This is a genomic window from Mycobacterium sp. TY815, from assembly GCF_030755135.1.
Classification (GTDB): Bacteria; Actinomycetota; Actinomycetes; order Mycobacteriales; family Mycobacteriaceae; genus Mycobacterium.
The window spans coordinates 2,859,013-2,872,565 of sequence record NZ_JAUFRX010000001.1; the positions used below are offsets into that span (position 1 = coordinate 2,859,013).

Sequence of the window (13,553 nt, forward strand, 5' to 3'; positions counted from 1 at the left end):
GAACTCCGGCGGCGGCATGCCACGTTTTCACCGCTCGGCTGCGGGTAACACTGTCGATCTGCCGAATGAAGGGTCGCCGTGGGGCACGCCTCGCTGATGCATGGAACTATTCCCGCCGTGGTGCAATTCCTCACCGCGGTGGCGCTGCTTTATGCCATCGGGTGGCGTGGGCGGCGGTGGCGCCTGGTGTGGATTCCGTTGGCAGTCACCGCGGGGGCGGTGACCGTCGCGGCGGCGCATTGGGCGTACGACACGCTCGGGATCGCCAGTGAGCCCGCGCCACGACGACTTTGGTTGTGGGTCTTCCTTTTCGGACTCGCCGCCGCCACGGCCGTCGCCGGGTGGCGTGGTGCCGGCGGATGGCGCCGCAATGCATCGGTATTCGCGGCATCGTTCTGCTTACTGAGCGCCGGTTTGACGATCAACAGCTGGCTGGGTTACTTCCCCACCGTTGATGCCGCATGGAGCCAGCTGACCAACAGGCCACTGCAGGATCAGGTTCATATCGGAACCGCCTACGCCATGCAGCGCAAAGGCGCTGCGGTGCAACGCGGAAAGCTGGTGGCGGTGACGACGGGCACCAAGGTGTCCGGGTTTTCACACCGCCGCGACTGGGTCTACCTGCCGCCGGCCTGGTTCGCCGGGCCACCGTCCACGCCGATTCCGGCGATCCTGATGATAGGAGGCGAATTCGGCACTCCGGCCGACTGGATTCGCGTCGGCAATGCCACCACCGCCCTCGATGCGTATGCCGCCGCGCACGGCGGCAACGCCCCGATCGCTGTTTTCGCCGACGCCACCGGTGGATTCACGGTCGACACCGAGTGCGTCGACGGACCGCGTGGCAATGCCGCGGAGCACCTGACCGCGGAGGTGATTCCGGAAATCAATGAGCTGTTCGGCCTTGGCGGAGAGCCGAAGTGGGGCGTGGTCGGCTTCTCCTCCGGGGGTACCTGTGCCGTCGATCTGGCGGTGATGCACCCGAACACCTTCAGCGCTTTCGTCGACATCGGCGGCGATATGGGCCCGAACGCCGGCAACCGGGAACAAACTATCGACCGGCTCTTCGGCGGTGAAGCGGATGCATACTGGCGGTTCGACCCTAGGACGGCGATCGGCCGGCATGGCCAGTACGCCGACCTGTCCGGCCTGTTCGCGGTGCCCGGCACGTCTGGCGATCACGACGGTGTGGGGCAAGACGCCGCGGAGGCGCTGTGCGAGACAGGTGCCGCCAGCGGCATTGCCTGCGAGGTGATCGCGCTGCCCGGCAAACACGACTGGCCGTCGGCCGCGAATGCCTTTGCGGTGACGCTGCCGTGGCTGGCCGAGCGGCTGGGCACGCGAAGCGGTGCCGCTTCGCTTCAGCGGATCGCCTCGATGGCACGACCGGAGTCCAGGTCGCGGTAGGCGGTCAGCAGCCGAATGTGGTTGCCCACGTTGATCTCCCAGCCGTAGTTCTCCACCGGGCAGGTAAGCCAACCGATGTAGGTGTTCCACGCCTGCGCACGGCGGTACTCCTCGAACGCCTCGGCGGCTGTCGGCAGATCCTCGATGCCGTGGCCGCGCAGCAGGCTCAGGTGCAAGTCGATGAGCCGTCGTTCGTGGGCGCGCCGTTGCGCGACGTCCAGTCCGGTGACGATCAGATAGGACAGGTCGTGCATGTAGTAGCCGCGGACGCTGAGCTGCCAGTCCACGAATCCCATTGAGCCGTCGGGGAGCACGAAGGTGTTGCCCACGTGGCAGTCACCGTGCACCAGAGTCTGCTGCAGCTGTGACTGATGGCGCTGGACCAGCTGCACCTTCTCGTACAGCGAATCCGTGCTCTCGTTTACCGACTGCACCAATTCCCGCTTGTGCAGGTTGTTGCCCACCTCGTCCGCGATCATCGCCGGCACGAGATCGGGATGGGTGAACAGTTCGTGCAGTTCTCCGGCAACCTGCGTCTGCGCCCACTTGAGCTCGGGGGCCGACCAGTCGGCGCGCGTTCCCCAGTGCCGCGCATGGAATCCCGCGAGCTGCCGGATGGCGTCTTCCAGGCTCGCCAACGACGGCGATGACGCCACGGACGGAAACTGTGCCCCCCGGGCGGTGAGGTCCTCCAGGGCCAGGCCGAAACTTCCGGTGGCCGCGTCGAACCATGCCCCCAAGCATTGCGGGGTGCGAACCATGGTCCAGGGCCACAGGCGGCTGTACGCCTGAACCTCGTTGCGGTAGAGCGGATAGGCCGGCAGGTCCGGCCGAGCGAGCTTCAGCACGACCTGCCGGGGCAGACCGGTACCCGCCCCGTCGTACGTCAGCTCCAGATCGACGCGTCCGGACGTCGACACCGCGTCGCCCTCACCCCACTGCCACACCCTGCGGACTCGGAGGTCGCGCACCCCGACGCCGGGATTGAGGGTGCCGATCAACTGCTCGATGAGCTCGGGCGTGATCGCTGCCGCATCGGTGGGGATTTGACCAAGTTCAGACATTGAGGACCCTCCGGAGTCTGAGCGGCAATCGGCCGCCCTGCCGTTTGGCACGCTAATACAAATGGGTTATTTCTGCAATACGATCGTGATAGAGTCTGCGGCGTGGAAGAGGGCAGCAGAGAACCCGCCCGGGTAACGCTCATCGACACCGCCGAACGGCTCATCGCCGAGCAAGGTCCCGCCGTGTCGCTGCGCCAGGTGGTAGCCGCAGCCGGGCAGCGCAACAGCGCCGCGATCCGCTACCACTTCGGCACCCGGGAACAACTCATCACCGCGGTCGTCGAGGCACGACAGAGCGTCTTCGAACCGCAACGCCTCGAGCGGCTCGCGGCGCTCGAGGCGGGAGCCGACTTCACCGCCCGCGGACTGCTGGAGGCGTTGCTCGGACCGGTCTTCGAATACCAGCGTGCGTGCGCTCCCGGCTTCCATGCGCGGTTCATGGAGAAGATCCGCGACTACCCGGGTATCGACCTCACCGGCCGGCGCGACTGGGCCGCGACCACCCTGATCGTGCGACGCCTCGAAGCCCTGGCCCCACCCCGGCCGGACGGCCTTCGGGCGCTTCACACCCGGGGCTTGATCACCGTCGTCTTCGCCCTGCTCGCCGACCTTGAACGGGCACAATACGAATCGGGCGAGGAGCGGACGCTGGCGGAGCAGGCCACCCTGGAGATGGTGCTCGGGGTGGTCAACTCGGTCACCAATGACGGCGGCGACGGGCAGTCCTAAAGCCCAGTCGCAAGCCTCGATTCGAGCTATGGGCGCGTGGTTGCACCGATGAATTCCACCCCGGCGCGAATAGCGGGGCGGTGGCGCAGGATTCGGTAATGCGCTAAGCGGCCGAGCCCTTTGGTGGTCAGAAATTGTGCGCCTTGCCACGCCGCGGCCAGTCGCTCGGTGGCGGCATAGGGGCTGTCCGGGTCGTCGGGGTCGTGGATCAGGAGCAATGGTGGGTAGTTGGCTCGCCGACCGATCCGCGTCATGTTCGTCTCTTCCAGCGGCATAGCGATTCGCTTTTCCAGCCGGCGGTGCAGACCCGCGCGGATCCGGCGACCGAAGCCGTGGCGTGCGGCGAACCAGTCGAGATAGAGGGGAAAATCGCCCATTGGCGCCAATAGGACCAAGCGCCCTACGGGTGCGCCCTGCGCCGCCGCCAGCGCAGTCGCGTTCGCTCCGAGTGAGTGAGCCACTACCGCATGGGCTGGCCCGTGGGCCTCGATCATGGCCGCAATCGCGTCGGCGCACTCGGTGGCGGTGGTACGCCCGGGCGCGAGCGCACCCGGATCGGATTCGTTGTGGCTGGGCAAGTCGAAAGCAACGACTCGATACCCAGCCTCCACCAGCGGTTTGACGAAGATTGCCAGATGCGCGCGCCGGCCGCCCCACCCATGGACCAGATAAATCGGCCGTCCCTCGCCCCACTCCTCGCCAGCGACCCGATGCCCATCCCAATACGCTTCTATCGGCCTGCCTGGGGACACACCCGGCGGCATGCGCAGACTAGATTCGAGAATCGGTGGGGTGCACCACAACTCGACTGCCCACCGTGATCCCAACGAGGGCGCGAAGCGCTCGAGCAGCCAGAAAAGTCGGCGCACTTTGGCATCGACCGGGGGAAGGACTCCGGAGCCATTGACATCGAGCGGGGCAATCGCGCCGGCCTGCGCTTGTGCCGACGGTCGCGGAGCTCGTTCAGTCATGATTCGCGATCGTAGCCTCCTCCCACCTACCGCCTGCTGAACCTTCGATTACTCGACCTCAAACGTGGACCGCCAAGAAAACGTTAGCTTGGCGAATGTTCCCCACGAGGTTCCTATCGGGAAAAAAATGGCCCCCGGAGAAGTCTCCGGAGGCCATCCCACTTTGTAGCGGGGACAGGATTCGAACCTGCGACCTCTGGGTTATGAGCCCAGCGAGCTACCGAGCTGCTCCACCCCGCGTCGGTAAACGCAAGGTTACCCAACACGTGGGGACCTCTCCAAATCGCGTGCTCACCAGCACTGAGGCAGGCGGCCCGGGCGAAATTCCGTTGCATACGCGGCGCCGCCGGGAATACCGTTCACCAGCCAACCCACGTTCAAGGAGACCGTCATGCCCGAACAGCTCGGGCCCAAGCTGCTCAACTTCGCCACCGACATCGCCGGCAACACCGTCGAGCAGGCCAAGGTCACCGCGTCGATGCCGTTCGTGCACCCGCACGTCTCACTGATGCCCGACGCGCACCTGGGCAAGGGGTCGGCGGTCGGAACCGTCATCCCCACCCGCGGCGCGGTCATTCCCGCGGCGGTTGGCGTCGACATCGGCTGCGGCATGGTCGCGGCCAAGACCCGATTCACCGAGCAGGACCTGGCCGGCCGGTTTGGCGACTACCGACCCAAGCTGTCGGCACTGCGCCAAGCGGTCGAGGATGCGATCCCGCTCTCCCCCGGCAACTACAACAAGAGCCTGCAACGGTTCTCGTTCACCGCTCGCAAGCACGACGAGCTGCTGAAGTTACAGCAGGACCTCGACGTCGACCTGTCGCATAGCCCGAAGTGGTTGCAGCAGCTGGGATCTCTCGGCGGCGGCAACCATTTCATCGAACTGTGCCTGGACACCGACGACAACGTCTGGCTGTTTCTGCACAGCGGCTCCCGCGGCGTCGGCAACAAGATCGCCCAGCGGCACATCAAGATCGCCCTGGACCAATGCACGGCCAACCCATCGATCAGGCTTCCGAACCGCGACCTGGCGTACCTTCAGGAGGGCACACCCGAATTCGACCGCTACATCAAGGATTTGACGTGGGCTCAGCGCTTCGCCTACCTCAACCGGGCCGAGATGATGGACCGGTTCATCCACGTGTTCGCGGAGTGGATCGGGGCCCAGGCGCAGCGCGTGGCGGTCGAGCGCATCAACACGCATCACAACTACACGGTGCCGACCACCATCCAAGGCGAAACCGTGTGGCTGACCCGCAAGGGCGCAATCGATGCCACCGAAGGCAAGCTGGGCATCATTCCCGGCTCGATGGGCACCCGCTCATACATCGTGCGGGGCAAGGGAAACGCAGACGGTCTGTGGTCGGCTCCGCACGGAGCCGGCCGGCGGTTCAGCAGGACCAAGGCCAAGGAACTGTTCAATGAGCAGGACCTGGCCGAGGCAATGCTGGGCATCGAATACCGGCACGGCAGGGAGTGGATCGACGAGATCCCGCAGGCCTACAAGGATATCGACCAGGTCATGGTCGACGCCGCATCCCTGGTCGACGTGGTGACCTCGTTGCGGCAGATCATGAACGTGAAGGGGACCTGAGCTTTACGCCGTCTCGGTCTCGGCCTTGAGCAGCCAAGCCTGCTTCTCCAGGTCGTCGATGATGGCGTGCAGTAGGTCCGCGGTGGTGGGGTCCGCGTCGTCGACGTCGTCGTGCACTGCGCGCAGGGTGCCTACGACGGCGTGAATCCGAGTGGTGATGATGTCGACGGTGTCGGCGACGCTGACCAGCCCCGGCGGTGCCGCGGGCACGGTGGTGCCGGCAACGACCGTGTCGGAACGCCCGTCGGGAACCGCGTTCAGGGCGCGCATCCGTTCGGCGATCGTGTCGCTGGCTTCCCGCGCGACGTCGACCAGGCTGTCGAGTTGCAGATGCAGATCCCGGAAGTTCGTCCCGACGACGTTCCAATGCGCCTGCTTGGCCTGCAGGTGCAACTCGATCAGGTCGACGAGCACCTTCTGCAGATTGTCGAACAAGCCGGCTGGGGCCTGAAATCGGTTGATATCGTTGCTGTTACGGCGATTGGTGGAGACTGATGTGGTCACGGTCGGTCCTTTGGCTTGTTCATTCATCCCACCCGTTGCCCAGGATGATGTCGACGAAGTTCGCCCGCTGGAACGTCGGGTCGAAGTGCGCCAGCACGTCGTCGTTCATGGTGCCGAAGGTGCTGTCCGGGCGGTGCTTCATGCCGTCGTTGAAGGCGGCCAGGATGCGGTTCTTGAAGTCCGGCCGAGGGTGCGCCGCGGTCACCGCGTCCCGTGCCTCCGGTGCCAGGTCCTCGCGGCCCGTGCCCAGCACGTCCGTCTCCACACCGGCTGTGACCAAGGCGATTTCGGGGTCGAGGAACTCGGGCACGCCCGGCGTGGTGTGTAAGGCGATGCCCAGCCACACCTTTCGGGCGTCGGCCGGGTCGTGGCCGCGCTCCAGCAGGAAGTCGCGCGCCGCGTTGGCGCCGTCGACTTCGAAGCGCAGCGTCGACGTACGGTAGCGCTCGGTCAAGCCGATGTCGTGAAACATCGCCCCCACGTACAGCAACTCGAGGTCGGGTTGCAGGCCCAGCCGGCGCCCCTGCAGGGCGCCGAAGAGATACACCCGCCGGGAGTGGTCGAAGAGCAGATCGTCTTCGGCGGCGCGGATGTAGTCGGTGACCTCGCGGACCAGTGGCGTGTCCGGGATGGCGATGCCGGCGATGGTGTCTATCGATTGAGTGCTCATCCGGTCAGTCTGCGGCGGTCAAACCCTGACGGCGGGTAGCCGTTTGCGCCGTCTTTCCCACAGAAAGCGACATGGCCGCAGAATGGACGGGTGGGGGCTCGCGTGGTTGTGATCGTCGTCTTCGACGACGTGACGATGCTGGATGTCGCGGGAGCCGGCGAAGTGTTCGCCGAAGCCAACCGCGCCGGTGCCGACTATCAGCTCAGGATCGCGTCGGTGGACGGCCGCGACGTCACCACGTCGATCGGGACCCGGCTGGGCGTCACCGACGCAATCACGTCGATCGAATCCGCGGACACCGTCCTGGTCGCCGGCAGCGACGACCTGCCTCGGCGCCCCATCGACCCCTCCCTGGTCAAGGCCATCAGGTCGATCGCCGGCCGGACCCGCCGGCTGGCCTCCATCTGCACGGGATCGTTCATTCTGGCGCAGGCCGGGCTGTTGCAAGGCCGGCGCGCCACCACGCACTGGCATGACGTCCGGTTGTTCGCGCGAGCGTATCCCGACATCTCAGTTGAGCCGGACGCAATCTTCGTCCGCGACGGCGACGTCTTCACCTCGGCCGGGATATCGGCGGGCATCGATTTGGCGCTGGCTCTGGTCGAAATGGATTACGGCACAGAGCTGGTCCGCGCCGTGGCCCGATGGCTGGTGGTCTACCTCAAGCGCGCGGGCGGGCAGTCACAGTTCTCGGTACTGGTCGAGGCGGACCCGCCACCGCAGTCTCCGCTGCGCAAGGTCACAGCGGCGATCTCGGCCAATCCGGCCGACAACCACAGCGTGAACGTCCTTGCGCAGCGGGCCTCGTTGAGCACCCGGCAGCTGACCCGGCTCTTTCAGTCCGAACTCGGGACGACGCCGGCCCGCTACGTCGAGATGGTGCGCATCGACGCCGCCCGCGCTGCCCTCGACGCGGGGCGCAGCGTTGCGGAGACGGCGCGGTTGGCGGGGTTCGGCAGCGCCGAGAGCCTGCGCCGGGTGTTCGTCGACCACCTGGGCGTCACGCCAAAGGCCTACCGGGAGAGGTTCCGCACCGCGGCGCGCGGCTGAGCGCCTACTTCGTGTTGTTGAACTTCGTGATGGCTTCGTCCAGGCGCTGCAGCGCGGACCCGTAGCCGGCGAAGTCGCCCTTCTTCTGCGCGTCCCTGGCAGCGCCGATCGCCGCTTGGATCTCTTGCAGCACAGCGGCTTTGGCGGGCGACAGCGTGGTCGACGCGTCAGGCGGGGGCGGTATCGCCGCCGTCGGCGGTGGTGTCCCCGGCCCGTTGGCCGGCGGCGGAGGATTGGCCGGCGGGGCGGCCGGCACTCCGGCGTCGGTGGGTTGGATTCCGGTCGCGGCGGCTCCCGCACCGGGGCCGAACAGCGCCGTCAGCGCATCACCCACGGTGGGCCCGTAACCGATCTTGTCGTTGTACATCATCGCCACGCGGATCAACCGCGGATACGACGAGGCCGCGTCACTGGCCCCCGGCGATGCGTAGACCGGCTCGACGTACAGCAGGCCACCCTGACCCACCGGGAGCGTGAGCAGATTGCCCCAGCGGATGCGGTTCTGGTTGTCACGGCCGATCACGCCGAGGTCCTGGGACACCGCGGGATCGGTGGTGATCGCGTTGTTGGCCAGCTTCGGCCCGTTGACCTGACCCGGGATGGTCAGCACCGTGATCTTGCCGTAGGTCGCGGGATCCGAACTGGCGCTGATGTAGGCGGCCAGGTAGTCGCGCTTGAACCTGTTCATCGCGCTGGTCAGCTGATAAGACGCCGAACTGTCGTTCTTGGCAATGTTTTTCGCGACGATGTAGTACGGCGGCTGGTAGCTGCTGGCGGTGGGGTTGGGGTCCAGCGGCACGTCCCAGAAGTCCGAGGTGGAGAAGAACGTCACCGGGTCGTTGACGTGGTACTTGGCCAGCAGCATGCGCTGCACCTTGAACAAGTCCTCGGGGTAGCGCAGGTGTTCGGCCAACTCGGGGCTGATGTCGCTCTTGGGCTTCACCGTTCCCGGAAACACCTGCATCCAGGCCTTGAGCACCGGATCGTTCTCGTCCTGCTGATACAGCGTCACGGTGCCGTCGTAGGCGTCCACGGTCGCCTTCACCGAATTGCGGATGTAGGAGACCTTCTTGTCGGGCGCCAGCCGGTTAAACGCCACCTCGGTCGAGTCGGCCGTCGCCGAGGACAGCGAGGTGAGCTCGGAGTACGGGTAGTTGTCCAGCGTGGTGTAGCCGTCGATGATCCACACCATCCGCTTGTTCACGATGGCCGGGTACACCGCGCTGTCGGTGGTCAGCCACGGCGCCACCGCCTCCACCCGCTGGGCGGGGTCGCGGTTGAACAGGATCCGGCTATTGGAGCCGATCACGTTGGAGAACAAGAAGTTTCGTTCGGCGAACTTCGCGGCGAACACGCTGCGGGAGATCCAGCTGCCGATCGCCACCCCGCCGGCACCGGTATAGGTGTAGTTCTTGGTCTCGGTGCTGGTCTCGTAGTCGTACTCGCGGTCGGCCCCGGTCTTGCCGACGATCGCGTAATCGGCGGCCGCGTTGGCGATGACCGGCCCGAAATAGACCCGCGGCTGGTCCAGCTGGGCCGGGCCGTCCGACACGATGCTGCCGTTCGCCCCGACGACGTTGACCAGGAACTGCGGGTAACCGCCGTTCTGGTTCGGGTCGTTGGCGATGCCGCGCACCGTGTTGGCCGGCGAAGCGATGAAGCCGTTGCCGTGGGTGTAGACGGTGTGCCGGTTGATCCAGTCGCGCTGGTTATCGATCAGCCGGTCCGGGTTGAGTTCCCGGGCGGCAACCACGTAGTCGCGCAAACTGCCGCCACGGTCCTGGTAGCGGTCGATCGACAGCTGGTCGGGGAAGTAGTAGAAGTTCTTACCCTGCTGGAACTGGGTGAACGCCGGGCTGACGATGGTCGGGTCGAGCAGGCGGATGTTGGAGGTGGTAGCGCGGTCGGCGGCCACCTGCTGCGCGGTCGCCTGCCCGTCGCCGGTGTAGTTGCGGTAGGTCACCACGTCCGGCGTCAGCCCGTAGGCCTGTCGGGTAGCCGCGATACTTCGGCTGATGTATTCGCTTTCCTTCTGCGCCGCATTGGGTTTGACGCTGATCTGCTCGACGATCAGCGGCCAGCCCGCCCCCACGATCAGCGACGACAGCAACAGCAATACCAGGCCGATCGCGGGAATGCGCAAGTCGCGCAACGTGATCGCGGAAAACACCGCGGCCGCGCAGATCAGAGCGATCGCCATCAAAATCAGCTTGGCCGGCAGCACCGCGTTGATGTCGGTGTACCCGGCTCCGGTGAACGGCTTGCCTCCGCGGGTGTGTGAGAGCAGCTCGTAGCGGTCCAGCCAGTACGCCACCGCCTTGAGCACCACCAACACCCCGACCAGGCTGATCAGCTGGATGCGCGCCGAGCGGCTCAACGCCCCCGCCCGCCCGGACAGCCTGATCCCGCCGAACAGGTAGTGCGACACCAGATTAGCCACCAGGGCCAGGAACACCGCCACGAACAGGTAGCTGAGCACCAGCCGGTAGAACGGCAACTCGAACGCGTAGAAGCCGAGGTCCTTGCCGAACTGCGGATCGGCGATGCCGAAGTCGCCGCCGTGCAGGAACAACTGAATGCGCACCCAGTAGCTCTGCGCCACCATTCCGGCCAGCAAACCGATCGCCGTCGGCACCCCGATGCCCACCAATCGCAGCCGGCTCAGCACGACAACCCGATAGCGCGCCACCGGATCGTTGTCGTTGCTCGGGACGAACACCGGGCGGGTGCGGTAGGCCAGCGCGAGCCCGCCGAACACGATGCCGCCCACCAGCAGACCTGCCACCAGGAACACCACGATGCGGGTGACCAGCACGGTGGTGAACACCGAGCGGTAGCCCAGCTCGCCGAACCACAGCCAGTCGACATACGCGTCGATCAGCCGGGGGCCGGCCAGCAACAGCACGATCACACCCAGCGCGATCAGGATCAGAATCCGGCTACGCCGAGTCAACTTCGGCATCCTTGCGGTGGGCCGCATTCCCACTGGCTACGCTCCCTGCTTCGTTTTCCCGATGGCGACAACTGTACGCAAGTGGCCTGACTGGCAGCTCGGCTAGCAGCTCGGAGTGGCCGCCCCCGACGTCATCGCATGCAGGGCGTCCACCGCGGAACCGAGCGTTTCGACCTTCACCAGCTTGAGCCCCGACGGAATGTCGGACATCGCCTCGTAGCAGTTCTTCGCGGGCACCAGGAACACCGAGGCGCCGGCGGCACGGGCCGCGGCCATCTTGTGCGTGATGCCGCCGATGGGACCCACCTTGCCGTCGACGGTGATCGTGCCGGTGCCGGCGACGAACGTCGAACCGGCCAGGTCACCGGTGGTGAGCTTGTCGACGACGGCGAGGCTGAACATCAGCCCGGCCGACGGCCCGCCGATGTTGGCCAGGTTGAAGTCGACGGTGAACGGTGCCCAGGGCGCGTCGAGCACCGCCACGCCCATGAACCCGTAGTCGCGGTCCTTGTTGGTGCCCAGCGTGATCTCTGCGATGCCGGCCGGCTCATTCTTGCGGCGGTAGTCGATCGTCACTACCTGGCCGGGCTTGGATTTCTTGAGCAGCGAGGTGAACTCCTCGACGTTGGCCACCGGCGTCCGGTCGACGGCGTCGATCGCGTCACCGGGCTTCAACTTCCCGGCCGACGGGCCGGGGTCGGTGACCGTGGCGATAGTGACCGCTTCCGGGTACTTCAGGTAGCCCAGGGCGGCGTACTGCGCGCTGTCCTCGGAGTTCTTGAAATCGGCGTTGTTGGCCTGGTCGACCTCGTCGCGGGACTTGCCGGGCGGGTAAATCAGGTCGCGCGGCACCAGCTGCTCCTGACCCGAGATCCACAGACTCAGCGCCTCGCCCAGGGTCAGGTCGTCGCGCTGGGAAACCGTCGTCATGTTCAGGTGACCCGTCGTCGGGTGGGTCTGGGTGCCCTCGATCTGCACGACCTGCTTGCCGTCGACCTCGCCGAGCGTGTCGAAGGTCGGTCCCGGCCCCAGTGACACAAACGGGACCGTCACCACCGCGAGCAGCACCCCGAAGACCACGATGGGGACGAGCGCGACCATCAGGGTCAAAATCCGCCTGTTCACGCCGCTTACCCTAACCGGCGTGGCCTCGGACACGTTCAGCTGAGAGCGTGACCGTGCCGCGCGCTTTCCGTCAGCGTGGTGAGTACGGTTGACCTCATGGCTGACCTGCCTTTCGGCTTCTCCAGCGGAGACGACCCCGACCGTGAGAAGCGCGAGAAGAACGATCCCAACGCCGGCGCGGGCAACAACCCGTTCGGGTTCGGGGGTGACTTCGACATGGCCAACCTGGGCCAGTTGTTCACCCGACTGGGTGAGATGTTCGGCGGTGTCGGCAGCGCGATGGCGTCCGGCAAGGACGCCGGCCCGGTGAACTACGACCTGGCCCGACAGGTGGCGTCGGGTTCGATCGGGTTCGTCGCCCCGATCCCGGCCACCACCAACTCGGCGATCGCCGACGCGGTGCACCTGGCCGAGACCTGGCTCAACGGCGCGACGGCACTGCCGGAAGGCACCACCAGAGCGGTCGGCTGGAGCCCGTCGGACTGGGTCGACAACACGCTGGGCACCTGGAAGCGGCTGTGCGACCCGATGGCCCAGCAGATCTCCTCGGTGTGGGCGCAATCGCTGCCAGAAGAGGCCAAGGGCATGGCCGGCCCGCTGCTGCAGATGATGTCGCAGATGGGCGGTATCGCCTTCGGTTCTCAGCTCGGCCAGGCACTGGGCCGGCTGTCCAAAGAGGTGCTGACGTCCACGGACATCGGCCTGCCGCTCGGACCCAAGGGGATCGCCGCCATCCTGCCGGACGCGGTGGAGTCCTTTGCCGAGGGCCTCGAGCAGCCGCGCAGCGAGATCATGACGTTCCTGGCGGCCCGGGAGGCCGCCCACCACCGCCTGTTCAGCCACGTTCCCTGGTTGTCCAGCCAGTTACTGGGAGCCGTCGAGGCGTACGCCGCGGGGATGCAGATCGATATGACCGGCATCGAAGAGCTGGCCCGGGATTTCAACCCGGCATCGCTGGCCGATCCGGCCGCCATGGAAAACCTGCTCAGCCAGGGCGTCTTCGAGCCGAAGGCCACGCCCGCGCAGACGCAGGCGCTCGAACGGCTCGAGACGCTGCTCGCCCTGATCGAAGGCTGGGTGCAGACGGTGGTGACCGCCGCACTCGGTGACCGGTTGCCCGGCGAGGCGGCGCTCAGCGAGACGCTGCGCAGGCGCCGCGCCAGCGGGGGCCCCGCCGAGCAGACCTTCGCGACCCTGGTCGGGCTGGAGCTGCGGCCGCGCAAACTGCGCGAAGCCGGTGCGTTGTGGCAGCGACTGACCGACGCCGCCGGGATGGATGCGCGGGATGCCGTGTGGCAGCACCCCGACCTGCTGCCCGGCGCCGACGACCTCGACGACCCGGCGGCCTTCATCGACCGGATCGTGGGCGGTGACACCAGCGGGATCGACGCGGCGATCGCCGAGCTCGAGGATGACATCCGGGACGACCCGGGTCCTGTGGATAACTGACCACAGCCGCGCGCCCGGCCTGGCACCGTGACATCTC

General features: G+C 66.5%; 11 protein-coding genes and 1 tRNA gene. 5 read left to right on the forward strand and 7 right to left on the reverse strand.

Annotated features, from left to right (window positions below):
- Nucleotides 1-117: 117 nt before the first annotated feature.
- Nucleotides 118-1,407, forward strand: coding sequence for an alpha/beta hydrolase family protein (locus tag QXK92_RS12285; RefSeq protein WP_306241889.1), 1,290 nt, complete (start codon nucleotides 118-120; stop codon nucleotides 1,405-1,407).
- On the opposite strand, the gene QXK92_RS12290 is transcribed toward QXK92_RS12285, so the two are convergent.
- Nucleotides 1,362-2,471: a phosphotransferase gene (locus QXK92_RS12290; RefSeq protein ID WP_306241890.1), complete on the reverse strand. Its 1,110-nt coding sequence runs from the start codon at nucleotides 2,469-2,471 to the stop codon at nucleotides 1,362-1,364. The two genes, QXK92_RS12285 and QXK92_RS12290, sit on opposite strands and share 46 nt — an antisense overlap.
- Before the next feature lie 102 nt (nucleotides 2,472-2,573).
- On the opposite strand from QXK92_RS12290, the gene QXK92_RS12295 reads away from it, so the two are divergent.
- Complete coding sequence (locus QXK92_RS12295; protein WP_306241891.1) at nucleotides 2,574-3,200, forward strand: TetR family transcriptional regulator; 627 nt, start codon at nucleotides 2,574-2,576, stop codon at nucleotides 3,198-3,200.
- A 26-nt stretch (nucleotides 3,201-3,226) separates the two neighbouring features.
- Here the strand turns inward: QXK92_RS12295 and QXK92_RS12300 are convergent, their stop codons facing one another.
- Together QXK92_RS12300 and QXK92_RS12305 are read right to left on the reverse strand one after the other, a co-directional pair.
- Complete coding sequence (locus QXK92_RS12300; RefSeq protein ID WP_306241892.1) at nucleotides 3,227-4,171, reverse strand: alpha/beta fold hydrolase; 945 nt, start codon at nucleotides 4,169-4,171, stop codon at nucleotides 3,227-3,229.
- A gap of 166 nt (nucleotides 4,172-4,337) precedes the next feature.
- Nucleotides 4,338-4,411 (reverse strand) — tRNA-Met (locus QXK92_RS12305).
- Between the two features lie 151 nt (nucleotides 4,412-4,562).
- Here QXK92_RS12305 and QXK92_RS12310 point away from each other — a divergent pair.
- Complete coding sequence (locus tag QXK92_RS12310; protein WP_306241893.1) at nucleotides 4,563-5,765, forward strand: RtcB family protein; 1,203 nt, start codon at nucleotides 4,563-4,565, stop codon at nucleotides 5,763-5,765.
- Nucleotides 5,766-5,768: 3 nt separating this feature from the next.
- On the opposite strand, the gene QXK92_RS12315 is transcribed toward QXK92_RS12310, so the two are convergent.
- Both QXK92_RS12315 and QXK92_RS12320 read right to left on the reverse strand, forming a co-directional pair.
- Nucleotides 5,769-6,296 (reverse strand): Dps family protein, encoded by a 528-nt coding sequence (locus QXK92_RS12315; RefSeq protein WP_371934510.1) that lies wholly within the window; start codon nucleotides 6,294-6,296, stop codon nucleotides 5,769-5,771.
- Complete coding sequence (locus QXK92_RS12320) at nucleotides 6,289-6,939, reverse strand: HD domain-containing protein (RefSeq protein WP_306241895.1); 651 nt, start codon at nucleotides 6,937-6,939, stop codon at nucleotides 6,289-6,291. The genes QXK92_RS12315 and QXK92_RS12320 overlap by 8 nt, the downstream gene beginning before the upstream one ends.
- Nucleotides 6,940-7,074: 135 nt before the next feature.
- On the opposite strand from QXK92_RS12320, the gene QXK92_RS12325 reads away from it, so the two are divergent.
- Nucleotides 7,075-7,989, forward strand: coding sequence for a GlxA family transcriptional regulator (locus QXK92_RS12325; RefSeq protein WP_371934210.1), 915 nt, complete (start codon nucleotides 7,075-7,077; stop codon nucleotides 7,987-7,989).
- Between the two features lie 4 nt (nucleotides 7,990-7,993).
- Here QXK92_RS12325 and QXK92_RS12330 read toward each other — a convergent pair whose 3' ends face one another.
- Together QXK92_RS12330 and QXK92_RS12335 are read right to left on the reverse strand one after the other, a co-directional pair.
- A complete protein-coding gene (locus QXK92_RS12330; protein WP_306241896.1) occupies nucleotides 7,994-10,975 on the reverse strand; it encodes a UPF0182 family protein in 2,982 nt (993 codons plus the stop codon).
- Between the two features lie 69 nt (nucleotides 10,976-11,044).
- Nucleotides 11,045-12,067, reverse strand: coding sequence for a PDZ domain-containing protein (locus QXK92_RS12335; protein WP_306241897.1), 1,023 nt, complete (start codon nucleotides 12,065-12,067; stop codon nucleotides 11,045-11,047).
- Between the two features lie 78 nt (nucleotides 12,068-12,145).
- Here QXK92_RS12335 and QXK92_RS12340 point away from each other — a divergent pair, with 78 nt between their 5' ends.
- On the forward strand, nucleotides 12,146-13,516 hold the full coding sequence (locus tag QXK92_RS12340; RefSeq protein WP_306241898.1) for a zinc-dependent metalloprotease: 1,371 nt from the start codon (nucleotides 12,146-12,148) through the stop codon (nucleotides 13,514-13,516).
- Nucleotides 13,517-13,553 lie beyond the last annotated feature (37 nt).